Consider the following 23,736-nt stretch of genomic DNA (forward strand, 5'->3'; position numbering starts at 1 on the left):
GCCCCGCAACCTTTGCGCGCAGGGCGCTTGCCCAAGTGCATGATTTCCCCCATGACTGGCCCTGATGAGCGATGTGCCCGATTTTACCCTGATACCCGCAGAGGGCGGCGACACGCTGGTGTTGACCGGGGCAATGGTCGTTTCGCGCGTGGGGCCGCTCGATATGCGGCTGCGCGCGATTGCCACACCCCTGGCGCAGATCGATCTGGCCGGGGTTACCACCATCGACACGGTCGGCGCCTGGCTGTGCTGCCGCCTGTCGCGCGATACCGGCGCGGCGATCATCAACGCCGACGACGTGGCGCAACGCCTGATCAAGGCGCTGCAGGCGGTCGACGACGGGGTGACCGATGAGCCGGTGCAGGCTTTGCCCACCTGGCTGCGCGTTCCGTCCGAAGTGGGCGATGCGGTGGTCGGCATGGGGCACGGCACGATCGGCGTGCTGGGCTTTATCGGGCAGATTGTGATGGCATCGGGATCGATGATCCGCCACCCGGGCCGCATCCGCGCCCGCGCGCTGGTGCACCAGATGGAACTGGTCGGCGTCAACGCGCTGGGCATTATCGGATTGATGAGCTTTCTGGTCGGGATCGTGATCGCGCAACAAGGCGCGGTAGAGCTGCGCCAGTTTGGCGCAGAGGTCTATACCGTCAATCTGGTCGGGCGGCTGACCTTGCGCGAACTGGGCATCCTGATGACCGCGATCATGGTCGCCGGCCGGTCGGGATCGGCGTTCGCCGCAGAAATCGGCACGATGAAGCTGACCGAGGAAGTCGACGCCATGCGCACCATCGGGGTTTCGCCGATGGAGGCGCTGGTGCTGCCGCGCGTGTTTGCCACCGTGCTGATGATGCCGCTGCTGGGGGTCTATGCCGCGCTGATGGGGATTATCGGCGGGGCGTTCCTGGCGCAATTGACGCTGGGCATCCCGTTCATCAGCTTTATCGCGCGTATCCGCACGGTGGTGCCGGTTTATGACGTGTGGGTCGGGCTGATCAAGGGGCCGGTGTTCGGGCTGATCGTCGCGCTGGCCGGGTGCTATCAGGGCATGCAGGTTGAATCCAACGCCGAAGAAGTGGGCAAGCGCACTACGGCGGCGGTGGTCATGGCGATTTTTACCGTCATCGTGCTCGATGCCTTCTTTGCGGTGTTCTTCAGTGAGGTGAACTGGGGATGACCGCTCTGTGCCGCGCGCCTGAATATACCGTGTCGGGCGATGCCGACGCCTTTCCGATCCGCGTGCGCGGCCTGCGCAACGAATTCGGCGACTATGTCGTGCACGACGATCTGGATCTGGATGTGCGGCGGGGCGAAATCCTGGGCGTGGTCGGCGGGTCGGGCACCGGCAAATCGGTGCTGATGCGATCGATCATCGGGTTGCAGACGCCGGTGGCGGGATCGATCGAAGTGCTGGGCCAATCGATCACCGGCGCGCGCGATGATGCCGATATTGCCATCCGCTGCCGCTGGGGCGTGCTGTTTCAGGGCGGGGCGCTGTTTTCCACACTGACCGTGGCGGAAAATGTCGAAGTGCCGTTGCGCGAATTCTATCCGGATATCGATCTGCGCCTGCTGGCCGAAATCGCGCATTTCAAGGTGCGGCTGACCGGGCTGGCGGGCGATGCGGCGGTGAAATATCCGGCGGAACTGTCGGGCGGCATGCGCAAACGGGCCGGGCTGGCGCGCGCGCTGGCGCTCGATCCCGAACTGCTGTTTCTGGATGAACCGACCGCCGGGCTCGATCCGATCGGCGCGGCGGCGTTCGACCAGTTGATTCGCGGGCTGCAACAGACTTTGGGGCTGACGGTGTTTCTGATCACCCACGATCTCGACACGCTGCACGAAATCTGCGACCGGGTGGCCGTGCTGGCGGATAAACGGGTGATTGCCGTGGGCACCATCCCCGAATTGCTGGCGCTCGATCATCCGTGGATCCAGTCTTATTTCAAGGGGCCGCGCGGTCGCGCCGCCGCCTCTGTACGACATCTCGATTGAGGGGCATTGCGGACCGATGGAAACACGCTCTAACAATGTCTGGGTCGGGGTGGTCACACTGGCGTTGCTGGTGGGGCTTGCCGCGCTGGTCATCTGGATCACCCGGCTCAACCATCCCGCGCAGAACGATTACGACATCTTTTTCAAACAGTCGGTCGATGGCGTCACGCGCGGATCGTCGGTGTCGTTTTCGGGCGTGCCGGTGGGGCGGGTGGCCGAAATCGCGCTGTGGCAGAAAGATCCCGGCTATGTGCGTGTGCGGATCACGGTCAACCGGTCGGTGCCCATCCTGGTCGGCACCACCGCCAGCCTGCAGGGCAGCTTTACCGGGGTGACCACGATCCAGTTGTCGGGTGCGGTCAAGGGCGCGCCGCCGATTACCGAAATCGGCCCCGGCGGCGTGCCGCAGATCCCCACGCGGCAAAGCGGGCTGGGCGAACTGCTGTCCAGCGCGCCGGTGCTGCTCGATCGCCTGACCGAACTGACCAACCGGCTGATGGATGTGCTGTCGGACAAGAATCAAAAGGCGCTGTCGGATATCCTGGCCAACACCGACCGGCTGAGCGGCAGCCTGGCCTCGGCCGGGCCCGAAGTGAAGGCGACGCTCGACGAATTGCAGGCGACCATCCGCCAGGCCAATTACACGCTGGCCAGTTTTGAAAAGCTGTCGGATTCGGCCAACGACGCGCTGAACGATGATCACAAGGGGCTGGTGCGTCAATTGCACGAAACGCTGACCTCTGCCAACGCGGCGGCCACCGCGCTGCAAGGGCTGGCCAACGATGCGCGGCCCGGCGTGCGCCAGTTGAACGATCGCACCTTGCCCGCCGCGGAAAGCGCGATCCGCGATCTGGCCGCCACCACCAAGGCGTTGCGCGATCTGACCGACCAGATGAAGGATCGCGGGGTCGGCACCCTGATCGGCGGGCCGCAATTGCCCGATTACAAACAGTGAAGACCCCCGGCAAAAAGGCGTTCCCGATGCGCAAGCTCCTGTTGGCCCCGCTGCTGTTGATCCCCGCACTGGGCGGATGCATCAATCTGGGGCTTGGCTCGTCAAAAACCCCGACCTCTCTGCTGACGCTGACGCCCGACAGCAAGCCGGTCGATGGCAGCACGATCAGCGGCCCCGCCGACACCGCGCTGAGCGTGATCGAGCCCGAAACCGAGGCCAAGCTGGCCGTGCTGCGCGTACCGGTCACCATCGATGCCTCGCACGTCGCATACTTGCGCGGCGCACTGTGGGTGGAACGCCCGACGCGCCTGTTCCAGCACCTGCTGACCGAAACCCTGCGGGCACGCGGCAAACGCCTGGTGGTCGAAGGCGACCGCCTGTCACGCGGCCCCATCCTGACCGGCCGCCTGATCGATTTCGGCTATGACGCCCCCACCCGCGCCGCCATCGTGCGCTATGACGCCATCCGCCAGATGCCCGACGGCACCACCCAGACCCGCCGCTTTGAAGCCAGCGTGGGGGATGTTACCGCCGACGCGCGCGAGGTCGGCCCGGCCTTGAACAAGGCCGCGAATGATGTGGCGCGGTCGGTGGCGGATTGGGTGGATTAGGGACGATCCGGAACGGCTCCTTTCAGGAGCACTCATTGGATAGCGGACGTTGCCGACGGCAAACCGGCATGTCAGCTATGCGCCCCAAGAGCAGCCGTTCGCGCCATGCCTAACGGTGCTCCATTACTGCCGTTCCAAGCATACCTTGCTTGATGCGATAGGATCGAATTGGATATTTATTGCGATGGCGCTGCCGGCGTATCCCGCCATGAGTGAAGCGCAGGTAGGAGCATGCCGCTCAGTACACGAGCGCGGCCTGACACGGCTTTGATTGCCGTATCGGTGGAAACGGCGGCGATCAAAGTTTCGCGGATTGTCGGCGTGGTCTCTCGGGCGGGTTGCATCTCAAGAAAGATTTGTCCAGCTGGTGGAGCAACCTGGATTTGTGCCGCCAACTCAGTTGCCAGACCGGCGGCATCATGCATGCAGGCAAGAGCCAGCAAACGTGACTGCGCTGGGACTGAAAGCTGGTATGAATTTATGTCCGCGTCATCCGTGATGGTTGCCAAGGTTGCTCGCGCTTGATCCTGCTTACCCAACCCTTTGAGTGCGCAGGCCCGAATAGCCGTAAAATAGGCGTTGCTATCAGGCAACTTGCGATGGCCAACCAAAAAACCCGAAGCAGATTTATCAAAGTCATGTTCGGTTGCATCATCGATCTCCAGCGCCCGATCGTATTGCCCCGTGAGTGCCAATATGAGAGCGAAATTGGCATTGACGTTCTGCCGAGCCGCATTGGACTTGGCATCTCGAGACGCTTGTTCAAACACAGTGATCGCTTTATCGGTTGATCCATTGCGGAAAAGAAGGCCCGCCAGCATGATCTGGCGTTGCGACGTAAGAATCGGATTGTCATCTGATGTCGATGCAGCAATCTCAGTTTGTGTCTTGGCAATGGCATCAGAAGCCCGGCCCGAACGCTCCAGTGCCGATATATATTGTTGGAAAACGCGGAAACGCTTGCTAAAACCTTCGAGCTTCGCCCTGCCAGCTACCGGAAGCGGTTGAAGCTCACCGTCGGCGGCCCGCTCAGCATGGGCCAAAACGCTGTCTCGCAGAATATGAAGATCATCGCCTGCCCAGGTTAGCAGGGCTGGCCATGCAAAGGAGAGTCGTTCGTCAGCCAGAATGGCGAGTGCATCATCCACAGAGTAAACCGGTCGCAATTGGGAGCGTTTTCCGTCAGGTGCGAGTAAGGTCAGTTCTGCCGTATCACCGTTAGTTTGAAATTCGACCATGCCAGAGCCGCCTGACCATTTCACCTCCGCATGAGGAAAATTCGGTTGAGCTTGCGCATTCACGGGCCAAAGCGCCATGGTGATTAAGGCGGCCAGTGAGCGTGTGCACTTCTGCAGCGATCCATTATTCTCTCGAGCTTTGATCGCCACTAGTTTACTCCGGTTTGCAGTTTGCGGATTATTGTAAATAATAGAGCTAGTTGCAAATTGGGCAATGCCCAATCCAATGTCAGCTAACCCCATTTTGCTGTCGATAGGAGACCTTCCGGACCCAGTCCATTTGCCGCCATTGTCGGAGGTGAATGAACGACCCTTCAGACGAACTGATTTTGAACCGCGAATGTCCGCAAAGAGGGCGGATCAGGCTGCCTTTGCAAACTTTCCTACCTTAATCTCGCCCTCATGTTTGCGTGCCTGCGCAAGCTCATAGGTCGTCTGCATCCGCAACAGCGTATCGGCCTTTACTCCGAAGGCCTTCTCGAAACGGATCGCCATATCGGCGGAAAGCGAGGCATTGCCGTTGAGTAAGGTGCTCAAGGCCTGCCGCGATACACCAAAGTGCTCGGCCAGGGCGGTAACGCTGACCTGCGCGGGCTCGACGATTTCCGACTTCAGCCATTCGCCCACATGGACGGCGAGCGAGGGGTGCATCCTAAGCGCCATGATAATCCTCCAAATCCAGATCGATCAGCGCATCCTGTTCATTCACGCCAAAAGTCATGCGCCAGTTTCGCGTCACGGTCATTGACCAGGTGCCCTTCCGGTCGCCGGTCAGTTCATGCAGTCCAAAGTTTGGCGGCACCGCCAATTCTGCAAAACTTTCGGCAGCGTCGATGTAAGCAAGCATCTTGCGCAGCCGCCCCACATCACCGACCAGACCCTTGGCATTGCCAGTTTCAAAGAAGCGCCGCAGCCCTTTGTGCCGGATGCTTTCGATTTCCATGCGCCACCAATAATGCAAACATCGCTCAGTGTCAAGTGTCGCGTGACACTTGACTGACGATCCGCGTCAGCGGTCCCTATCTCCAAAACGGCCATATCGGCCACTGGAGAAGCACAATGGGACATTCCGATCTTGACCCCGCCGTGCACGAACGGCGCCCTTGGAATGCGGGGCAAAATGTGGGCCCGAAACGCCCGCTCAGACCGCGCGATATCTGGGCAATCCGGTTTTACCTCGACGAACACAAGCGACTGCGAGACCGAGCCTTGTTCAACCTGGCCATCGACAGCAAACTGCGCGGGTGCGACTTGGTGAAACTGCGCATTGGAGACCTGGTCAGCGGCGGCACCATCCGCAACCGAGCAACCGTTATCCAGCAGAAGACAGGTCGGCCGGTTCAATTCGAGATCATGTCCGACGCGCGCAAGAGTCTGCTGGCATGGTTGGAACGGCGCGGAGGTTCGGTGAACGACTTCATCTTCCCCAGTCGGATTGATTACACGGGACACCTCAGCACCCGGCAATATGCTCGCCTTCTTGATGAGTGGGTGTCGACCGTTGGCCTGGACAAGCGCCAATATGGCACGCATTCGATGCGCCGAACGAAGGCCTCTCTTATCTACAAGGCGACCGGTAATCTGCGAGCCATCCAGATCCTGTTGGGGCACACCAACATCGAGCATACGGTCCGTTATCTCGGCGTCGATGTCGACGACGCTTTGACACTGTCCGAAAGAACGGAGCTTTGATCAATTCGCTGGCCCATCGCTCAACCGGTGGGTCAGCACTTTCGGCATGAACGAACGGTCGGTTTCGACGAAATCATATTTGCCTGCGAATGACCGCTATCAAGGCGAGCCTGGCAATCTCCTTGAGCTGGTCCTGCGAAAACACAACGGATCCCCAATCAATCCGGCGCAGGCGGCGCTGGGATCACCGCCAGCAACTCCACTTCAAACGTCAGTGTGGCGTTCGGCGGGATGGTGCCGCGTGAGCCGCGATCGCCATAGGCGATGTTTGGGGGGCAGGTTAGGCGGGCTTTGCCGCCTACGCGCATCATCTGCAGGGCTTCGGTCCAGCAGGGGATTACGCGCAGGACGGCGAATTGGGCGGGTTGGTGGCGGTCGTATGAGCTGTCGAACACGGTGCCGTCTTCCAGCATGCCCTTGTAGTTCACGCGCACCATATCGTTGGCGGTGGGGGTGTCGCCGTCGCCATCGCGCAGCGATTGGTAGATCAGGCCGCTGAACGTGGTGATCGGGCCGGTTTGCGCGGTGGCGCTGCCGCCCGCCGCCACGGCGATGGCGGCGGCGATCAGGGCCGCCTGGCGGGCAATGTGGTGTGTGATCGACAAGCGGGACCTCCCCATGGGTTGCGCCATCCGTGCGGGCCCGCATGCCCTACGATCCGGGGGTGCCCATTTCAATGGCGCAAGGGGGCCTGTGCGGGTCGTCGCGCGTCAGGGGTGGTGGATCATCGCGCTTTTTGGGCCCTGGCCCAGGCGATGGCATCGTCGATGGTGGGCAGGATCGGGCTGGAATGTGGCGTGGCGGCGTTGCAGGCCAGCGCCTCGATCGCGGCTTCGCGCGTATGGGCGCGCACATGCCGGGTCGCCTGTCTGGCCAGATCATGTTTCAACAGGCGACCGTCGTAATCATAAAGGCCCACATAGCTGAGCACCGTCTTGTGCGCCTGACAATCGTTGATGTAGCGGCGCATGATATAGGCGATCTGGTGCGGATCATCGGCGCCAGCGTTGGTGTTGGCGGACAGTATCCAATAGGTTCTGGCCGTGCCGTCGATGGCGATGCTCGACGTTTCGATGAAATCCCACGATTCGACATAGGGTGTTGCGCCGATCGGCAGGAAATCCCTGGCCAGCGCGCGCGTGGCTTGCGCCGACAGCAAAACCACCAGCAACGCCAGAATTTCGCGCGGTTTTTTTGGTATCGCTGACACGACTTAGCCGGGAATGTTGAAGCTGCGGATGCCGCCGGCGCGCTGGATCGCGGCCTGGATGTCGGGCCGCTGTTTCAACGCTTCGATCCCGATCTTCCACATGCCGGGCGGGACGGGCAGGGGCGAAGGGGCATACGTGCTCAGTTCGAGCAGCGCGGCGGTGTGCTGTTCGGTCTGGTTCAGCCGGGCGATCTGGTCGGCGGCGGCGCCGTCGAGATCGTTCATGCAGATTTCCAGTTCGACAATCGCGCGCGGCGCAATGTCCTGATGTGCGCGCAACAGCGCCAGATCCGTCTTGGCCGCCTCGACCTGACCCAGCCGGTAGCTGGCACAGCCGTGGCTTTCGACCAATTGCATGCGGCCAAACAAGCTGATCGGGGCGTTTGGCCCCAGCAGCGGTTCCAGCGTGTGCAACGCCTCTTTGTAATGGCCGAACCGGTTCTGCGTTTCCGACAGGTTGATGGCCTGGCTGACATTGGTGGCGATGCCGCGTTCGCCCGATGCCACGCCCTGGCGATAGGCGGTTACCGCATCGTCGTAGCGGTTGAGGTCGATATAGGCGCGCGCCAGTGTGTTCCACCACCAGTTGGCCTGTTCATCCTGGTCGACGTATTTTGGCCCGTCCGCGCTGCCGGGGCGAACGCTTTGCAGAACCGCAATCGCCTGATCCGCCTCGCCCAGTGCCAGGTAGTCTTCAGCAACACTGATCACCGGTTCCTGGGCATCGGGATGCGCGGAAGCCATGGCCTGCATGACGGCCATATGGCGCTCGACTGCGGCGCGTGCGTCAAAGTTGGCAGGCATAAATTCGCGCAGGCGCGAATCCACGGCGGCGCCCATTAACGACCGCGGTTCCCTGATATGCGCCAGCAGCTCCGCTGCGCCAGCCTTGTCGCCGTCTTCTGCCAGCACTCTTGCATAGTCGATGCGAAAACTGTCGCCGGAATACCCTGGCTGGTTTGGCACATAGGCTGGACTGGCCAGCACTTTGAGCAGTCTGCGATGGAGCTGGGTCTCCGAACCGTCGTACAGGGCCCGCACCATCTCCGAAAGCAACCGGATGCGAATGGCATTGATGGCGCCGGGCGCAGTCTGAGCCATCGTTTCGATCGCCGTCACGGCGCCCGCATGATCGCCCGCCTGCCATGCCAGAAAGACGCGCGCGCCCCAAAGATAGGGCGATGCATTGGCGAAGGCGGTACCCGCCACGGCATATTTCAGTTGGAGATCGGGGCGTTTTGTCTTGAACGCACACTGCAGGCCGATCGCGTCGATCTCCATCCTGGCGCGGTCGGACCCCGATTGGAACAGTGGCGCCAGCGCAGGTCTTGCCAACAGGTCGAGCGCCTTGTCACACTGTTTGGCCTGCACCAGCGCGACAAGCTGGTCATGCGCATCCTCGGCATTGTCGGGCGTGCGCGCCTGCACCGCACACGACTGCGCCACAAGACCGCAAACAAGCATGCCGACCGATCCCAGCCGCCGTCGGATACTTGCCATCAATTTCCCCCAACCCATCAACAAATTGTGCGGACGGAATGGCTTAATTGTCGTCTTGGGGCAAGCCCGCGTGATGGGAATACTGCGCAGTCGACAATCACGGCGAAGTTGCATTGACGGCCAAGGTGCCGAAATGCACCCTCATCGTCAGTTGGCGCCCTATCCGGCGGGGGGTTCTGAACGGATCGGCTCGATCAGGTCCCAGCGATTGCCATACAGGTCTTCGAACACCGCGACCGTGCCATAAGGTTCGTGGCGGGGTGGTTCGACAAAGCGGACGCCGCGTTCGGTATAGGCCTGGTGGTCGCGGACGAAATCGTCGGTCTCCAGAAACAGGAACACCCGGCCGCCGCCCTGATGGCCGATCGCGCGGCGCTGGTCTTCGTTGGCGGCGCGGGCCAGCAACAGGCCGGCGTCGCTGCCGGGCGGACTCACCACCACCCAGCGCTTGGCGGGGGACAGTACGGTGTCTTCGCGCAGGACAAAGCCGAGCTTGCCCACATAGAACGCGATGGCCGTGTCATAGTCATCGACCACCAGCGCGGTCAGGCTCAGGCGCTGGGGCATCAGGCGCGCGCCAGCGTGGCAAAGCGTGCGGCGTTCACAAAGTCGGCGTGGCGGCGGGTGCGGCGGGCTGTGGCTTCGGCATCGTGGCCCCACAATTCGGCCTGCCACAACTCTTCCAGATGGGCCGCATCCCACAGGCGATCGAGCGGCGCATCGGGTTCGAGCGCGGCCAGGCCGATGATCAGCGAGGCGGCCAGGCTGGTCAGCGTGTGCAGCGCGGCCAGCGTGAACGCGTCGTGGCGATCCAGATGCGCGCGCAGCGTGGCCAGCGTGGCGTCGGGCTGCGCGCGGTGGATCACCCCGGCCACGCGCACAAACTGCACATCGAAACGCGCCTCTGCCGCCAGCACCAGGGGTTCCCAATCGGTCTGTTGGCGCGCGGCAAAGGGCTCGTCGGGCCAGGCGCGATAGCACAGCGTGTCGGTCTGCGCGAAACCGAGCAGCGTGGCGCGGATGGCGGCAGGATCGGGTGCAATCGCATCGATCGCATAATCGGCCAGATCGCGCAGGAAAAACCGCGTGGTGTCGATGGTTTCGCCCTGATCGGCCCATTCGGCGCGCATCGCCTCGGCCAGCGCGAGCGTGGGCACCACTTGGGCGCGGCCACCCTGAGTCTTGATCGCCCGCCCGTCGAGCAGCACGCGCCAGCCTCCGGCGGTTTGTGCCGCCGTTACATCACGATAAAACCGTTTCATCCCCTGCTTTTCCAGCGTTTGGCCAGGATCAGCGGCACCGCAAAGAACAGCACCGCGCCCGCCACGATCAATCCATCGCCCAATGCATCGGGCGCCCATGCCAGCAGCGCGATGCGATGGCTGAGCATCACCACGCCCAGCAGCGCGATCGCCGCGCCCGCCGCGCGCGCGGCCTGCAGGGCCATGAAACGCGGCAATGCGGGATCGTTCACGCCTCCAGCCCCTTGAGCAGCAGTGCCAGTTCGTCGACCGATCCGGCAATCGCCTCGGCCCCTGCGGCAATCAGTTCGACGGGGTGGTGGTATCCCCAATCGACCCCGATCGCGCGCACCCCGGCATTGACCGCCATCGCCATGTCATAGGCGGTGTCGCCGATCATCACGGTATGCGCGCGTTCGGCGCCGGTGGCATCGAGGCAGGCCTCGATCATCGCCGGGTCGGGTTTTGACGGGTGGCGGTCGGCGGTCTGCAAAGTCACGAAATGGCCGGTCAGGCCGTGATGGTCCAGGCAATGCGCCAGGCCCCGGTCGCTCTTGCCGGTTGCCACGCCCAGCAGCCAGCCCGCCGCATCCAGCCCGGCGACCAGCGCGGCAATGCCGTCATACAGCGGTTCTTCGACCATGCCCGCCGCGCGGCGCGCGCGAAACGCGTCTTTATACGCCTGCACCAGGGCCGAGGCGGTCTGTGCGTCCAGATCGGGGGATAGCTGGCGGATCGCTTCGCCGAGCGACAGCCCGACAATGCGCCGGATGTCTGCGCGCGGCGGCGCGGGCAGGGCGTGGGTGGCAAACGCCGCCTCCATCGCCAGCGCGATGTCGGCCTGGCTGTCGACCAGCGTGCCGTCGCAATCAAAGATGGCGAGGCGCAACGGGGTCACGGCTTTACGGGCGCCAGCGCGCGCATCAGCGTGGCCACCGCGCCCGATCCCGCCGCTTCCAGCCCCGCGATCACCCGCGCGCGTTCTTCATCGCGCTTGTTCTGCGACAGTTTCAGCGTGGGGCGCCAGGCCAGCACCTCCATCTCGAACCCGACGATCGCGTCGGTCAGCTTGGCCATCGTCGGCGGGGAGACTTTGTCCATCGTCCACGGCTTGCCCTCCAGCCGTGCCTCGTTGAGCGCCGAGGCCTCGGTCAGCAGGGCGATCAGTCCGTCGTGATCGAGCCGCCGCACCGGCCCTTCGCATTCGAGCGCCAGATAGTTCCACGTCGGCACCTGATCCGCATCGTGGTACCAGCGCGGAGAGACATAGCCATCGGGGCCATTGACCACGATCAGCGCGCTGGCGCCGTCGAGATGGCGGGTCAGCGCGTTGCCGCGCGCCAGGTGAAACGCGATGCGTCCGCCTTTACGCAGTACCAGCGGGGTATGCGCCACGCGCGGGCCATCGGGCGTGGTCAGGAACACCATGCCGAACCCGACTTCGGCAATCAGCCCGGCATAGAGTTGCGCGGTGTCGGCCGGATCGGTTTTCGGGCGAAAGGCGGGATTGGGGTGCATCGTTCGCGGCCGTTTTCAGGTGTTGCCCCTGGGCGTACGCGCCGGGGCGCGCCGCACGGGTTTACCCACAGGTTTGCCCACAGGTTTGCCCACAGGTTTTCCGGCGGGTTTCGGGCCCGGTTTTGCACCGGTTCTCCCCGGGGTTTTGCCCGGCTTTGCCACAGGTTTGCCCACTGGTTTGTCCACAGCCTTGCGCACCGGTTTGCGTGCCGGTTTGGCGCCGCCTGCTTCATCGCCGCGTTTGCGCCGTTCGCCCTTGCGATCGCGGCGCACATCGCGCGCATGCGCCAGCGCGGCGCGTTTTTCCACCACGCGCGGGTCCTTTGGCGGGGCGGCCAGCACCATCGCATCGCCATCGGCCTCGGTAAAACCAAGCTGGGCAAGGCCCGTGGCAAAATGGTCGGGCAGCGGCGCCGTGACGTCGAGCGCGTCGCCTTCGGGATGCGGGATCACCAGGCGGCGCGCATGCAGGTGCAGCTTGCGGCTGATCGTGCCGGTCAGAAACGCGGCCTGCCCGCCATATTTGCCATCGCCCACGATCGGGTGGCCGATCGCCGCCATATGCACGCGCAACTGATGCGTGCGCCCGGTCAGCGGTTGCAATTCGACCCAGGCGGCACTGTTGCCCGCGCGATCGATCACGCGATAGCGGGTGCGCGCGGTCAGGCCCGCGCCGCTTTCATCCACCATCATCTTTTCGCCGCCGGTGCCCGGCTGTTTGGCCAGCGGCAATTCGATCAGCCCGTCAAACACTTCGGGCACGCCGACCACCAGCGCCCAATAGATCTTGCGCGCCGAACGCCCGGCGAAATGGCGCGAAAAATAGGCCGCGCTGCCCGGTGTGCGCGCGATCAGCAGCACGCCCGAGGTATCCTTGTCGAGCCGATGGACCAGCCGCGGGCGCGGATCGTTGTCGCCGGCATAGGCATCGAGCAGGCCATCGACATGCACATGCGTGCCGCTGCCGCCTTGTGTGGCCAGGCCCGGCGGCTTGTTCAGCACGATCGCCGCGCGGTCCTTGGTCAGCACCATCGCTTCGGCCTGGGTGATCTGTTCGTCGGTCAACGGCGTGCGCGCGCGTGCGCCGCCGGGGCCGGGGGGCAGCGATCCGCCCGGCGGCACGCGCAGCGTCTGCCCCGCGGCCAGCCGCGTATCGACATCGGCGCGTTTGCCATCGACGCGGATCTGCCCGGTGCGCGCCCAGCGCGACACGGTGGCAAAGCCGACTTGCGGCAGGTGGCGTTTGAACCAGCGGTCGAGCCGCACGCCTTCGTCATCGCGGCCGACGACAAACTGGCGAACGGCGTCTTCGCCCGAGGGGGAGGAGCGGGGCGCCTTCATGCCACCGCTCGCGTGGCGGCCAGCCCGAAGAACAGTGCGCCGAACCCGGCCAGCAGCGACACGCCGACATAAAGCGCCGCCAGCCCCAGATTGCCGCGTTCGACAAACAATGCGAATTCCAGCGCGAACGAGGAAAATGTGGTGAACCCGCCGAGCACACCGACGCCGAGCAGCATCCGCCAGGCTTCACCGCCGGCCGAATGGCGCGCCAGCCAGCCGATCAGCATGCCCATCAGCAGCGAGCCGACGATGTTGACGCTGAGCGTAGCCCAGGGAAATTCGTTGGCCGCGATCGGGCCGATGGCAAAGTGCCACAGGCGCCCGGTGGCAAAGCGCAGCCAGGACCCGGCCGCGCCGCCGACCGTCACCAGCACAGAGGCCGTGACAAAGGAAAGAGGTGATTGCATGGGTGGTCCATAGAGCAAGGTGCGCAAAAGTGGTAAGCGGTTTTATTGGCCGCGATGCCGATGGTGCCGCGCGGGTGCTTGCGCGGGTCGGTTCGAAGTGATAATGGGCCCCCATTCTGAGCCGATCCCGTTCGGGAATCGGCCCTTTTTGTTTTTCCCTATTGGGTGTTCCCCCGGGTTCGTCCGCGCCTTCAATCCTTGTGGTGCGGCAGTCGGGGTTCTGGCCTGTCTTTTCGTGAGGTGTGGTTTTTTATGCAGATTCTCGTCCGCGACAACAACGTCGACCAGGCTCTTCGCGCGCTCAAGAAGAAGCTGCAGCGCGAAGGTGTGTATCGCGAGATGAAGCTGCGTCGCCACTATGAAAAGCCGTCGGAAAAGCGCGCCCGCGAAAAGGCCGCTGCCGTGCGCCGCGCCCGCAAGCTGGAGCGCAAGCGCGTGGAACGCGACGGCGGCAAGTAGGATTCGGATAAGGAGGGGCATCCCCTCCTTATCTACCCCCTTGCGAGGCGGCCCGTGCTGGGCCAAGAGGGCGCCGTCATCGCGGCGCCCTTTCGCTTGTGCGGTCGGTTCACATCGATCCGGCGAATCGGTACCGCCCACCCAGATTCTTCCCTAGAGGGGCCAACATGACCGAAATCACCCGCGTTCCTTTGCAGCCCATCGCCAAGGGTGCGATCGGCAAGTTGTGGCTTGGCGTCGTGCTGGCGGTTGCGCTGGGCGGGGCAGTGGCCTTTGAAACCCGGCAAAAGGGTCTGGAAGTCGTCACGGTAAAGGCCGGGTCCGGCGCCACGCCGGGGCTGTCCGACGTGGTCGAGGTCAACTATGTCGGCTATCTGGCCAACGGCAAGGAATTCGACCGTGGCGAACATGCCGGTATCCCGGTGGAAGGCGTCATCCCCGGCTTTTCCAAGGCGCTGCAGCAGATGCAGAAGGGTGGCAAATACCACGTCGTCATCCCGGCCCGGCTGGCCTATGGCGCCAAGGGTGTGACCAATCCACAGACCGGTGAGGTTTCGATCCCCGGCAACGCCGACCTGACGTTCGACATCGAACTGCTCGATTACAAGAGCGCGGCCGAACTGATGCGCGAACGCGCGATGATCCAGCGTCTGCAGCAACAGATGCAGGGCGCGGGCAGCGCGCCCGGTGGTGCCGCAGGCGGCACTGTGCCGCAGTAATTTCAGGGTACGGGCCCCGCGTGGCCCGGCCTGTTTCATGAACCGGAAAGGCAAAGGGCATGTCAGTCGCCCCCGCAGACGTGGCGAAAATCGCGTCGCTCGCGCGCATCAAGGTAACCCAGGCTGAAATCGAGGCGATGGTGCCCGAATTGAACGGCATCCTCGCCTGGGTCGATCAACTGGGCGAAGTCGATGTGGCCGGCGTCGAACCGATGACCGCCGTCATTCCCAACCAGTTGCGCCTGCGCGCCGATGTCGTGGGTGCAGACCCGCTGACCGGCGGCAATGTGCGCGATGCGGTGCTGGCCAATGCACCCGCAGCCGAACACGGCTTTTTCGGTGTGCCCAAGGTGATCGAATAACATGAGCGAACTGACCGATCTGGGTATCGCCGCGATCCGCGACGGCGTGGCCAAGGGTGATTTTACCGCCACCGAAGTGGCACAGGCGTTCAACGCGGCAGTGGCCGAGGCCAACCCTGCGCTCAACGCGTTTATCGTCACCACGCCCGATCACGCGCTGGCGGCGGCGCAGCGCGTCGATGCCGCGCGCGCAGCCGGGCAACCGCTGGGCAAACTGGCGGGCGTGCCGATCGGCATGAAGGACCTGTTCGCGACCAAAGGCGTGCAGACCACCGCGGCCAGCCACTTCCTCGAAGGCTTTGTCCCGCCCTATGAATCCACCGTCAGCCAGCGGTTGTGGGATGCCGGTGCGGGCATGCTGGGCAAGCTCAATCTCGACCAGTTCGCGATGGGATCGTCCAACGAAACCAGCGCGTTCGGCAATGTGATCTCGCCCTGGCGGGCCGCTGGCGACAACGCGGGCCGTGCGCCGGGCGGATCGTCGGGCGGGTCTTCGGCCGCCGTGGCCGCGCGTATCGCGGCGGCGGCAACCGGCACCGATACCGGCGGATCGATCCGCCAGCCCGCCGCGTTCACCGGGATTTCCGGGATCAAGCCGACGTATGGCCGGTGCAGCCGCTGGGGGATTGTCGCGTTTGCCTCGTCGCTCGATCAGGCGGGGCCGATGGCGCGCGATGTTACCGATTGTGCGATCATGCTTGAAGCCATGGCCGGGTTCGATGCCAAGGATTCGACCAGCCTCGATCTGCCGGTGCCGGCATGGTCGGCGCAGTTGTCGGATGATCTGAAGGGTCTGAAAGTCGGCATTCCGCGCGAATACCGCATCGACGGGCTGAACGCCGATGTCGCCAAAAGCTGGGACGACGGCATCGCCTGGTTGAAGGATGCGGGCGCGCAAGTCGTCGATATCAGCCTGCCGCACACCCGATATGCGCTGCCGACCTATTACATCATCGCCCCGGCCGAAGCCTCGTCAAACCTCGCGCGGTATGATGGCGTGCGCTATGGCTTGCGCGATCTGCCCGAGGGCGCGGGGTTGCAGGACATGTATGCAGCCACCCGCGCCGCCGGGTTCGGCAGCGAGGTCAAACGCCGGATCATGATCGGCACATATGTGCTGTCTGCCGGGTTTTACGACGCCTATTATACCCAGGCGCAAAAAGTCCGCACGCTGATCGCGCGCGATTTCGAAGAGGCGTTCCGCCAGGTCGACGTGATCCTGACCCCGACCGCGCCGAGTGCGGCGTTCGTGCTGGGGCAAAAGAGCGACGATCCGCTGGAAATGTACCTGAACGACGTGTTTTCGGTGCCCGCCTCGCTCGCCGGTCTGCCCGCGATGTCGGTGCCTGCCGGGGTTGATCGGCAGGGGCTGCCGCTGGGGCTGCACCTGATCGGGCGGCCGTTTGACGAACAGGGCGTGCTGAACGCCGGCCTCGCGATCGAGCGCCGCGCCGCCTTCACCGCGCGCCCGGAAAAGTGGTGGTAAGATGAGCAGCTATCGTATCCAGGGCGCCACCGGCGAATGGGAAGTGGTGATCGGGCTGGAAGTCCATGCCCAGATCAGCACCCAGGCAAAGCTGTTTTCGGGCGCCGCCACCGCCTTTGGGGCAGAGCCCAACACCCAGGTCAGCCTGGTCGATGCGGCGATGCCCGGCATGTTGCCGGTGCCCAATGCCGAATGCATCCGCCAGGCGGTGCGCACCGGGATTGCCATCGGCGCGGTGATCAATCCGTGGTCGCGGTTCGATCGCAAGAACTATTTCTATGCCGATCTGCCGCAGGGTTACCAGATCAGCCAGTTGTACCATCCGCTGGTGGGCGAGGGCGCGGTGACCATCACGCCCGACGACAAAAAGCCCGATGAGACCAAAGTGATCGGCGTCGAACGCATCCATGTCGAACAGGATGCGGGCAAGCTGATGCATGATCAGCACCCGACCATGAGCTATGTCGATCTCAACCGGTCGGGCGTGGCGCTGATGGAAATCGTCAGCAAGCCTGACATGCGCAGCCCGGCCGAAGCGGGCGCCTATCTGGCCAAGCTGCGCACCATCCTGCGGTATGTCGGATCGTGTGACGGCAACATGGACCAGGGATCGATGCGCGCCGACGTCAACGTGTCGGTGCGCCGCCCGGGCGAACCGTTCGGCACGCGCACCGAAACGAAAAACGTCAATTCGGTGCGCTTTGTCATGGCAACGGTCGAATACGAGGCCAGCCGCCAGGTCGACGTGCTGGAGGCCGGGGGCAAGATCGTGCAGGAAACCCGCCTGTTCGACCCCGATACCGGCACCACCCGGTCGATGCGCAGCAAGGAAGACGCGCACGACTATCGCTATTTCCCCGATCCCGATCTGCTGCCGCTGGTGCTGCAACCCGCGTTTATCGAGGAATGCCGCGCGTCGTTGCCCGAATTGCCCGATGCCAAGCGTGCACGGTATGAAACCGCGCTGGGCCTGTCGGCCTATAACGCCGGGGTGCTGACGGCAGAGGCGGAAACCGCGCGCTGGTTCGAACGGTTGATCGCCGAAAGCGCGCGCCGCCAGGGCAAGACTGAGGCCGAAGTGGCCCGGGCCGCGTCCAACTGGCTGACCAGTGAACTGTTCGGCGCGCTCAACAAGCTGGGCCGCACGCTGTCTGACAGCCCGGTCAGCCCCGAGGCGGGCGCCGAATTGCTGGCGCTGGTCGGCGATGGCACGATTTCGGGTTCGATTGCCAAACAGGTGCTGGAAAAGATGCTCGAATCCGGCGATGCGCCGGGGGTGATCGTCGAACGCGAAGGGCTGAAACAGACCAGCGACACCGGCGCGATCGAGGCTGCCGTCGATGCCGTGCTGGCCGCCAATGCCGACAAAGTCGAACAGTATCGCGCGGGCAAAGAGGCCTTGTTCGGCTTCTTCGTCGGCCAGACGATGAAGGCGATGCAGGGCAAGGGCAACCCGCAACTGGTCAACCAGGTGATCAAGGCGCGGCTGGGCTGAACCAGCGCGCCGGGGCGCCATCGTCCGGCCTGCGCACCGGCGCGCTGAAATCCCGCGAAGACTTGTCCACCCGATCGACTGCGTGATCGCCTATGGCATGGCCTGGCACGAGGGCCAGTTGCTCGGCCCGGTCAACCAGGCGATTGGCGTGGTTACCGTGGTGATGCTGCTGACCCTGGCGATCAGCGGCATCGCCAACCCGCGATGGTGGGGTGGCCAAGGCTGTCACGATGCGGGGCACGGCACACCGGGCCCTCGTGCTGCTACGCGCCGGCAGACTTGCGCGGGCGACCGCCTTTGGCCCCATTGGCGCGCGCGGCGGCGGCTTTGGCGGGTGATCGCGCCTGTCCGGCATGGCGCGCCATATGGGACCTGGTGCCGAACAGGCCCGCCAGCAGGCCGGGGATCGACAAGTCCACGTCCAGGCTTTCCCAGTGGAGGCCATAACCGCCCCCCAGAATCTCGAACGCGGCGATCTGTTCGTCGCTGGCCTGCTCCAGCCCTTGCGCCAGGCGCACAGGAAACGTGAAGGAGCAACCGTTGGTCAGTGCGATCACCATCCGCCCCCGGCGGCGATCATAGCGCGCGCTTGCGGCCCGGGGCTCGGTCTGCGCGGCGATACGGCCGCGTTCTTCGGCGGCGGCGAACCGGGCCAATTGCTATTCCTTCTTTCTCGAATTCATCCACCATCGCATGGATCTCCAGGCATGACGTTTTAGAAGGCTTGGTCCTGCGCCCACCCAAACGCATCCGCAGTCAAGGAATTTGGGGCCAGGGAATTCGGGGCCAGTATACCTATTATGGCCGATCAACGAGAGACGAATTCCGCGCGCCTTCCACACCCTCCATTTAAAGGCGCATTTTGTCCTATTCCCCCGCCTTAACCTCCTCCACCGGCAGCCCAAGCGCCGCCAGTTGCGGGCGGATCGTGGCGGCATCGCCCACCACCACCCACACGATGCGTGCGGGGTCGATTTTGGTGCGGGCGGCGGTGTCCAGGTCGGTGGTGGTCAGGGCGCGATATCGGTCGGGGAGGTGGGTGTAGTAATCGTCGGGGCGGTGGTGTTCGATGATTGCGGCGATGCCGTCGAGCACGGCACCCGATGTTTCGAAGTGGCCGGGCAACTGGCGGGCCGATCCGGTGGCGGCCAGTGCCAGTTCGGTCGGCGTGGTGCCCTTGGTGCCCAGATAGGCCAGCGTTTCCTTGCGCAGTTCGGCGATCGCGGGGCCGGCCTTGTCGGTCTGCACCGGGGCATAGATGCCCCAGGCGACATTGCGCAGATGCGTGTCGATCTGGCTGTAGGTGCCATAGGACCAGCCTTTGTCTTCGCGCAGATTGGTGGTGAACCGCGCCAGGAACGATCCGCCCAGCACCTCGTTGGCGGTGCGCAGGGTCACCAGATCGTCGGTGCCTTTGGCATTCAGCACTTCGCCGCCGACGATCATCGCCTGCGGCACGCCGGGCCGGTCGATCAGCACGATATGTTCGTGCTGCGCGGGCAGGGGGCGGTCAAAATCGAGCGTCGGGGCGGGCTCGGCCGGGGCCTGCCAGTCGCCAAAGCTCTTTTCGAGCAGGGGTTTTACGGCATCCAGCGTAGTGTCGCCGGTTACGAACAGGCTGGAGCGATCGGGGCGCAGCCAGGTGTGGTGCCAGTGTTCCAGATCGGCGCGGGTCAGTCGGGCCACGCTGGCGCGCGTGCCGATGCCGCTCTGCGCGGTGCCATAGGGGTGATCGGGGCCATAGAGCGTGTGGTACAGCACGCGCAGCGCCAGGGCATCCGGATCGTTGGCCTCGGCATCGATGGCCGACAGTTGTTGCGCGCGAACGCGGGCCAGATCGGCCTCACGCAGGCCGGGATGGCGCACGAAATCGCGCAGCAGATCGATCGAGGCGGCCAGATTGGGCGCCAGCGCGTCTAGCTGGAACGCGGTCTGGTCGGCGCCCGAGGTGTCGCTGATCACCGCGCCCAGCCGTTCGCGCGCACGGGCCAGATCGATCGCGGGCAGATCCAGCGTGCCTTCGTCCATCAGTTTCAGCAACAGCGCCTGCGTGCCGCGCGCGCCGGCCGGATCGGCGGCATAGCCCGCGTCGAACGACAGCCGCACTTGCACCACCGGCACTGCGCTGCGCCGCGCGAAATAGACTTTCATCCCGTTCGACAGCGTGGCGCGCTCGATCGCCGGAAACGGCAGCGGCGGCACTTCGGCGGCGTCGGGCAGGTGGTTGCGATCGCCATCGGTGGCCAGCGCGCTCAGCCCGGCAGGCGTCGGCGGGGCGGGCTGTGCGGGGGGCAGGGCATTGTCGCCACCCCGGTTTTCGCCCCCGGCGGTGCGCGTGCCGGGCGCGATGGTCAGCGCAAAGGCCGGGCTGCGCAGCCATTTCTGCATCGCCGCGCGCACCGCCTGCGGGGTGATCTGCGCGGCGCGGTCCAGTTCAACCCGGTAATGCGCCGGATCGCCCGAATAGAGCAGGCCCTGCGCCAGTTCGGGCGCCTGTCCCGAAAAGCCGCCGACCGATTCCAGGCCCCGGATCATCGACCCGACATAGGCGACGCTGGCGCGCTGCACTTCATCGAGCGTGGGGCCCTGTTCGATCAGGCGGGTGATTTCGGCATCGAGCGCGGCGCCCACCGCCACCGGATCGGCACCGGGTTTGACATCGGCCTGTGCCGAAAACTGCCCGGCCTGGGCAAAGATATCCGCCTCTGCCCCCGCATCGACCGCGATTTCGCGCCCATGCACCAGCGTATCGGCGAGGCGCGAACTGGTCAGCCCGCCCAGGATTGTCGCGCCGATCTGCAGCGGCAGATAATCGGGATTGTCGAGGCCCGGTATGGCCCAGATGCGCATCAGCCGGATGGTCGCCACCTGATCATGGATGGTTTTTGCCACCGGTGCGGTCAGCGGCACCACCGGCGCGCGCACCGGCTGAACCTTTGGCCCGGGCGGGATCGCACCGAACCAGGTGGTGACTTTGGCGCGGGCGGTGGGCAGGTCGATATCGCCCGCCAGCACCAGAATGGCATTGTTGGGAGCATAATGGTCGCGGAACCAGCCCTTTACATCGTCGAGCGAGGCAAGGTCGAGATCGTCCATCGAGCCGATCGTGGCATGGTGATAGGGGTGTCCGGCGGGATAGAGCGTTTCCTGCTGTTCATACTGGGTCAGGCCATAGGGCTGGTTGTCGTCCTGGCGCTTTTCGTTCTTGACCACCGCGCGCTGCGCATCGACGCGCGCCTGCGTCATCGCGGGCAACAGCCAGCCCATGCGGTCGCTTTCCATCATCAGCGCGCGATCGAGCGCGCCGGTCGGCACGGTCTCGAAATAGTTGGTGCGATCGAACCAGGTGGTGCCGTTGGCGTCGGTCGCGCCGACCTGGGTCAGCGGCGCGAAGAAATTGCCCGGATTGTGCTGCGAGCCATAGAACATCAGGTGTTCGAACAAGTGGGCAAACCCGGTGCGCCCGCGCGGCTCGTTTTTCGACCCCACCGCATACCAGACCGATACCGCCACGATCGGCGCCTTGCGATCGGTGTGCACCAGCACCGTCAGGCCGTTCGGCAGGGTGAACCGGTCATAGGGCAGATCGACCCGCGCGGCGAGTTCGGACACCGGGGCGGGCGCCTGTTGCGCCTGTGCCAGCGGGGCCAGCAACAGGGCGGCAGAGGCAAGCAGCAAGGGACGGAGCATGGCAAAATCCTCTAGCAGGATGAGCGGTTTGCCCCGACATTCCAGAACCGCGCGGCAATGAACAGGGCCTAAATTTGCAAACGCAGGCCGATTGCCCGCAGGGGCCGTTGGCGATAGGCCATGCGGGGTGATCACAGCATGAGGTGCGCCGCGATGAAACTGCCCGTTCTGCTTGCCGCCACGCTGTCCGTCGCCAGCCTGGCGCAGGCGCAGGAGGTGCCGATCCGGGCATCCGATGTGCAGGCCGATGTGACCTTTCTGGCCGATGACTTGTTGCTGGGGCGCGAACCGGGGACGCCGGGGTTTGACATCGCGGCGCGGTTTGTCGCCGCGCGCTATCAGGCGCTGGGGCTGAAACCTGCCGGGGCCGACGGCACCTATTACCAGCCGGTCACCTTTCGCGAGGCACGGCTGGCGGGGCCGCCTGCGGTCACGTTGCGCTATGGCGGGCGGGCGATGGCGATTGCGCCCGACCGGGCGTTGTTGCGCGCCAGCCTGACCGATCGGGCCGTGGCGATCAGCGCGCCGCTGGTGTTTGCAGGGTTTGGCATCGATCGGGCCGATCTGGGCCAGGACGATTATCGCGGGATCGACGCGCGCGGCAAAGTGGTGGTGGTGCTCTCGGGCTATCCCAAGGGTGTGGACAGCGAGCTGGGCGCGTTTCTGGGCGCGGAAAAGACGGTCATGGCGATGCGGCGCGGCGCGGTGGCGGTGATCACGGTGCAGACCTTGCAGGATCGCAAGCGCGGAACGTGGGACCATCTGATCGAATCCGTCGCGCGCCCGGCGCGCACCTGGGTGGGCGACGACGGGCAGGCGTTTGTGCGCGCGCGGGACATCAAGGTGTCGGTCATGCTGCACCCCGACGTGGCAGAGCGGCTGTTTGCCGCCGCGGGGCACTCGCTCGATGGCGTGCTGGCGCAGGCCGATCGGGCCGGCGGGCGGCCCGGCGGGTTTGACATGCAGGCCAGCGCCGATATCGCGCTGACCAGCCAGTGGCGCGACATCAGGACCGAAAACGTCGTCGCGCTGCTGCCCGGCAGCGACCCCGTGTTGGCCCGGCAGAGCGTGGTGCTGAGCGCGCATCTCGATCATCTGGGGGTGGGCGGCAAAGGGCCCGACCGGATCTATAATGGCGCGATGGACAATGCCGCCGGGGTGGCGACAATGCTGGCGGCGGCGCGCGCGCTGGCGGGTGTGCCACAGCGCCCGCGTCGGTCGGTGCTGTTTGCCGCGCTGACCGGCGAGGAATCCGGGTTGCTGGGGTCGGACTATCTGGCGCGCCATCCGCTGCCGACGGCAGGGGCGATGGTGGCCGATGTCAATTTCGACATGCCGGTGCTGCTCTATCGCTTTACCGATCTGGTCGCGTTCGGCGCGCAGCATTCGACCATCGGGCCGATCGCGGCAGCGGCGGCGGGGCGCGACGGCATCACGCTGTCGCCCGATCCGATCCCCGAAGAGGGCGTGTTCACCCGGTCTGACCACTATCGCTTTGTTCAGCAGGGCATCCCCGCGGTGTTCATGGTGCCGGGCTTTGCCGGGGACGGCGAGCGGCAGTTCCGCGCGTTTTTGAAGGACCATTACCATCAGGTCAGCGATGATCTGTCGCTGCCGTTCGATTGGGAGGCGGGCGCGCTGTTTGCGCGGGTCAACACCGATATCGTGCTGGGCCTGGCCAATGCCGAGCAACCGCCGCGCTGGTTTGCGGGGGATTTCTTTGGCCAGCAATATGCGCCCGACGCGCCCAAGGCGCCGAAGCCTTGAAAGTGTGTTTCGCGGATCTCAGATCCGGCCCCCTTCAATCCTCCCCGGTT

Annotated in this window: 26 protein-coding genes; 11 read left to right on the forward strand and 15 right to left on the reverse strand. The window is 64.6% G+C overall.

Annotated elements, in window-relative coordinates; genetic code table 11:
* Positions 1-64: 64 nt before the first annotated feature.
* From AQZ49_RS16695 to AQZ49_RS16710, 4 genes are read left to right on the forward strand one after another with little or no spacing between them, the layout of a single operon-like run.
* Positions 65-1,177 (forward strand): MlaE family ABC transporter permease, encoded by a 1,113-nt coding sequence (locus AQZ49_RS16695; RefSeq protein WP_067618182.1) that lies wholly within the window; start codon positions 65-67, stop codon positions 1,175-1,177.
* The gene (locus tag AQZ49_RS16700; RefSeq protein ID WP_067618185.1) at positions 1,174-1,995 is read left to right on the forward strand and encodes an ABC transporter ATP-binding protein; all 822 of its coding nucleotides are present in this window, start codon (positions 1,174-1,176) and stop codon (positions 1,993-1,995) included. Before AQZ49_RS16695 ends, AQZ49_RS16700 begins: the two co-directional genes overlap by 4 nt.
* 16 nt (positions 1,996-2,011) lie before the next feature.
* Positions 2,012-2,950 carry an MlaD family protein gene (locus AQZ49_RS16705; RefSeq protein WP_067618188.1) on the forward strand — a complete coding sequence of 313 codons (939 nt, stop codon included), beginning with the start codon at positions 2,012-2,014 and terminating at the stop codon, positions 2,948-2,950.
* Positions 2,951-2,976: 26 nt separating this feature from the next.
* A complete protein-coding gene (locus AQZ49_RS16710; RefSeq protein ID WP_067618415.1) occupies positions 2,977-3,561 on the forward strand; it encodes an ABC-type transport auxiliary lipoprotein family protein in 585 nt (194 codons plus the stop codon).
* Positions 3,562-3,737: 176 nt separating this feature from the next.
* Here the strand turns inward: AQZ49_RS16710 and AQZ49_RS22395 are convergent, their stop codons facing one another.
* The 3 genes from AQZ49_RS22395 to AQZ49_RS16725 all read right to left on the reverse strand — a co-directional run bounded on the left by AQZ49_RS22395 (position 3,738) and on the right by AQZ49_RS16725 (position 5,742).
* Positions 3,738-5,042 (reverse strand): hypothetical protein, encoded by a 1,305-nt coding sequence (locus AQZ49_RS22395; protein WP_156428354.1) that lies wholly within the window; start codon positions 5,040-5,042, stop codon positions 3,738-3,740.
* A 117-nt stretch (positions 5,043-5,159) separates the two neighbouring features.
* Positions 5,160-5,462, reverse strand: coding sequence for a HigA family addiction module antitoxin (locus tag AQZ49_RS16720; RefSeq protein ID WP_067618194.1), 303 nt, complete (start codon positions 5,460-5,462; stop codon positions 5,160-5,162).
* Complete coding sequence (locus AQZ49_RS16725; protein ID WP_067618197.1) at positions 5,452-5,742, reverse strand: type II toxin-antitoxin system RelE/ParE family toxin; 291 nt, start codon at positions 5,740-5,742, stop codon at positions 5,452-5,454. The genes AQZ49_RS16720 and AQZ49_RS16725 overlap by 11 nt, the downstream gene beginning before the upstream one ends.
* A gap of 116 nt (positions 5,743-5,858) precedes the next feature.
* On the opposite strand from AQZ49_RS16725, the gene AQZ49_RS16730 reads away from it, so the two are divergent.
* Positions 5,859-6,491, forward strand: coding sequence for a tyrosine-type recombinase/integrase (locus tag AQZ49_RS16730; protein ID WP_067618200.1), 633 nt, complete (start codon positions 5,859-5,861; stop codon positions 6,489-6,491).
* A 158-nt stretch (positions 6,492-6,649) separates the two neighbouring features.
* On the opposite strand, the gene AQZ49_RS16735 is transcribed toward AQZ49_RS16730, so the two are convergent.
* The 10 genes from AQZ49_RS16735 to crcB form a co-directional block, all read right to left on the reverse strand.
* Entirely contained in the window at positions 6,650-7,123 is a 474-nt protein-coding gene (locus tag AQZ49_RS16735; protein ID WP_231739282.1) for an FKBP-type peptidyl-prolyl cis-trans isomerase, read from the reverse strand.
* A 92-nt stretch (positions 7,124-7,215) separates the two neighbouring features.
* Positions 7,216-7,701 (reverse strand): hypothetical protein, encoded by a 486-nt coding sequence (locus AQZ49_RS16740; protein WP_067618203.1) that lies wholly within the window; start codon positions 7,699-7,701, stop codon positions 7,216-7,218.
* Between the two features lie 3 nt (positions 7,702-7,704).
* Complete coding sequence (locus tag AQZ49_RS16745) at positions 7,705-9,201, reverse strand: tetratricopeptide repeat protein (protein WP_156428356.1); 1,497 nt, start codon at positions 9,199-9,201, stop codon at positions 7,705-7,707.
* A 159-nt stretch (positions 9,202-9,360) separates the two neighbouring features.
* A complete protein-coding gene (locus tag AQZ49_RS16750; protein WP_067618208.1) occupies positions 9,361-9,768 on the reverse strand; it encodes a VOC family protein in 408 nt (135 codons plus the stop codon).
* Positions 9,768-10,463, reverse strand: a complete 696-nt coding sequence (locus AQZ49_RS16755) for an ATP12 family chaperone protein (RefSeq protein ID WP_067618211.1) — start codon at positions 10,461-10,463, stop codon at positions 9,768-9,770. Before AQZ49_RS16755 ends, AQZ49_RS16750 begins: the two co-directional genes overlap by 1 nt.
* Positions 10,460-10,675 (reverse strand): hypothetical protein, encoded by a 216-nt coding sequence (locus AQZ49_RS16760; protein WP_231739283.1) that lies wholly within the window; start codon positions 10,673-10,675, stop codon positions 10,460-10,462. The genes AQZ49_RS16755 and AQZ49_RS16760 overlap by 4 nt, the downstream gene beginning before the upstream one ends.
* Positions 10,672-11,331: an HAD-IA family hydrolase gene (locus AQZ49_RS16765; RefSeq protein WP_067618422.1), complete on the reverse strand. Its 660-nt coding sequence runs from the start codon at positions 11,329-11,331 to the stop codon at positions 10,672-10,674. Before AQZ49_RS16765 ends, AQZ49_RS16760 begins: the two co-directional genes overlap by 4 nt.
* 5 nt (positions 11,332-11,336) lie before the next feature.
* Entirely contained in the window at positions 11,337-11,960 is a 624-nt protein-coding gene (locus tag AQZ49_RS16770) for an FMN-binding negative transcriptional regulator (RefSeq protein ID WP_067618218.1), read from the reverse strand.
* A gap of 15 nt (positions 11,961-11,975) precedes the next feature.
* Complete coding sequence (locus tag AQZ49_RS16775; RefSeq protein ID WP_067618221.1) at positions 11,976-13,301, reverse strand: RluA family pseudouridine synthase; 1,326 nt, start codon at positions 13,299-13,301, stop codon at positions 11,976-11,978.
* A complete protein-coding gene (crcB, locus tag AQZ49_RS16780) occupies positions 13,298-13,708 on the reverse strand; it encodes a fluoride efflux transporter CrcB (RefSeq protein WP_067618224.1) in 411 nt (136 codons plus the stop codon). The genes AQZ49_RS16775 and crcB overlap by 4 nt, the downstream gene beginning before the upstream one ends.
* A gap of 252 nt (positions 13,709-13,960) precedes the next feature.
* Here crcB and rpsU point away from each other — a divergent pair, with 252 nt between their 5' ends.
* The 5 genes from rpsU to gatB all read left to right on the forward strand — a co-directional run bounded on the left by rpsU (position 13,961) and on the right by gatB (position 18,229).
* The gene (gene rpsU / locus AQZ49_RS16785; RefSeq protein ID WP_017671482.1) at positions 13,961-14,167 is read left to right on the forward strand and encodes a 30S ribosomal protein S21; all 207 of its coding nucleotides are present in this window, start codon (positions 13,961-13,963) and stop codon (positions 14,165-14,167) included.
* Positions 14,168-14,334: 167 nt separating this feature from the next.
* A complete protein-coding gene (locus AQZ49_RS16790; protein WP_067618227.1) occupies positions 14,335-14,886 on the forward strand; it encodes an FKBP-type peptidyl-prolyl cis-trans isomerase in 552 nt (183 codons plus the stop codon).
* A gap of 59 nt (positions 14,887-14,945) precedes the next feature.
* Positions 14,946-15,248 (forward strand): Asp-tRNA(Asn)/Glu-tRNA(Gln) amidotransferase subunit GatC, encoded by a 303-nt coding sequence (gene gatC, locus AQZ49_RS16795; protein ID WP_067618230.1) that lies wholly within the window; start codon positions 14,946-14,948, stop codon positions 15,246-15,248.
* A gap of 1 nt (position 15,249) precedes the next feature.
* Positions 15,250-16,734, forward strand: a complete 1,485-nt coding sequence (gene gatA, locus AQZ49_RS16800) for an Asp-tRNA(Asn)/Glu-tRNA(Gln) amidotransferase subunit GatA (RefSeq protein WP_067618233.1) — start codon at positions 15,250-15,252, stop codon at positions 16,732-16,734.
* Position 16,735: 1 nt separating this feature from the next.
* Positions 16,736-18,229, forward strand: coding sequence for an Asp-tRNA(Asn)/Glu-tRNA(Gln) amidotransferase subunit GatB (gatB, locus tag AQZ49_RS16805; RefSeq protein WP_067618236.1), 1,494 nt, complete (start codon positions 16,736-16,738; stop codon positions 18,227-18,229).
* A 263-nt stretch (positions 18,230-18,492) separates the two neighbouring features.
* Here gatB and AQZ49_RS16810 read toward each other — a convergent pair whose 3' ends face one another.
* Positions 18,493-18,885 (reverse strand): DUF2442 domain-containing protein, encoded by a 393-nt coding sequence (locus AQZ49_RS16810; RefSeq protein ID WP_067618239.1) that lies wholly within the window; start codon positions 18,883-18,885, stop codon positions 18,493-18,495.
* Positions 18,886-19,096: 211 nt separating this feature from the next.
* Positions 19,097-21,919 (reverse strand): M16 family metallopeptidase, encoded by a 2,823-nt coding sequence (locus tag AQZ49_RS16815; RefSeq protein WP_067618242.1) that lies wholly within the window; start codon positions 21,917-21,919, stop codon positions 19,097-19,099.
* A gap of 153 nt (positions 21,920-22,072) precedes the next feature.
* Between AQZ49_RS16815 and AQZ49_RS16820 the strand changes: the two genes are divergently transcribed.
* Positions 22,073-23,686: a M28 family metallopeptidase gene (locus AQZ49_RS16820; RefSeq protein ID WP_067618246.1), complete on the forward strand. Its 1,614-nt coding sequence runs from the start codon at positions 22,073-22,075 to the stop codon at positions 23,684-23,686.
* The last annotated feature ends 50 nt before the right edge of the window (positions 23,687-23,736 follow it).

This window comes from Novosphingobium sp. FSW06-99 (genome assembly GCF_001519065.1).
Lineage (GTDB): Bacteria > Pseudomonadota > Alphaproteobacteria > Sphingomonadales > Sphingomonadaceae > Novosphingobium.